This is a genomic window from Yersinia sp. 2542 StPb PI (genome assembly GCF_048593855.1).
GTDB lineage: Bacteria > Pseudomonadota > Gammaproteobacteria > Enterobacterales > Enterobacteriaceae > Yersinia > Yersinia enterocolitica_E.
This window is the reverse complement of record NZ_JAZGQA010000461.1, coordinates 1-718: the sequence shown is the minus strand read 5'-3', so window position 1 is coordinate 718 and position 718 is coordinate 1. Positions and strand designations below refer to the sequence as shown.

Here is a 718-nt window from a genome sequence, read left to right as displayed (position 1 = left end):
GTTATGGCATTTGTCGAATCATTATTATTAATCAGGTTTTTGGCTTGCAAAATATATATAGACTCACTCGGCTTGTTAATCATCGGTTGTAAATAATATAAAGATGACTTGGTGTCGCCGGTAAGATAGTAGGCGTTAGCCAGTTTTAGCCTTATCGTATCATCTTCTTTTTGTTTTAATTTTGTTCGGTATAAAGTGATCAATCCGGCATGATTATTTGCTTTCAGCAAGATACTCTCACGATATAGAAACTCTTTATTACTTATACCACTATTCAAGGAGCAACCACTTATCATAAAAATTAAAAGTGAAGTGGTAATGGTTTTTTTACATTGTTTGTACATATTTGAGTAACTCCAAAACGCTAGGTGATATAACTAACACAACAAAAGGAATAAGAATAAAAAGAAACATAGGGAAAGTCAGTTTTGTTGATAGCTTACTGTTTTTCTCTTCTGTAACTAACAATTGCATTTCTCTCATATCTTGGGAGAGTTTTATTAGTTGCTCATAAACGGTTGAGCCGAAACTGATGCTGTATTGTAGTGCACTGCAAAACATTTTTATTTCTATTTCAGTTGAAAGTTGTTGAAATTCTTTAATCGCACTCTCTAGCCCATTAATTTCTGCGCGCCTAGTTATTTTTTCTACAATCAAACTTAAATCAATATTGATTAATTTGAATCTTTTAGCCGTATAGCTTAGTGCGCTATCTATA

1 protein-coding gene and 1 pseudogene are annotated in these 718 nt (G+C 32.5%); both read right to left on the bottom strand.

Annotated elements, in window-relative coordinates; genetic code table 11:
- A pseudogene (locus V1952_RS22290) lies at positions 1–344 on the bottom strand (tight adherance operon protein); the annotation flags it as partial.
- Positions 328–718: type II secretion system F family protein (locus V1952_RS22285; protein WP_420075603.1), on the bottom strand; the 391-nt coding region annotated here is incomplete at its 5' end. The pseudogene V1952_RS22290 and the gene V1952_RS22285, both read right to left, overlap by 17 nt.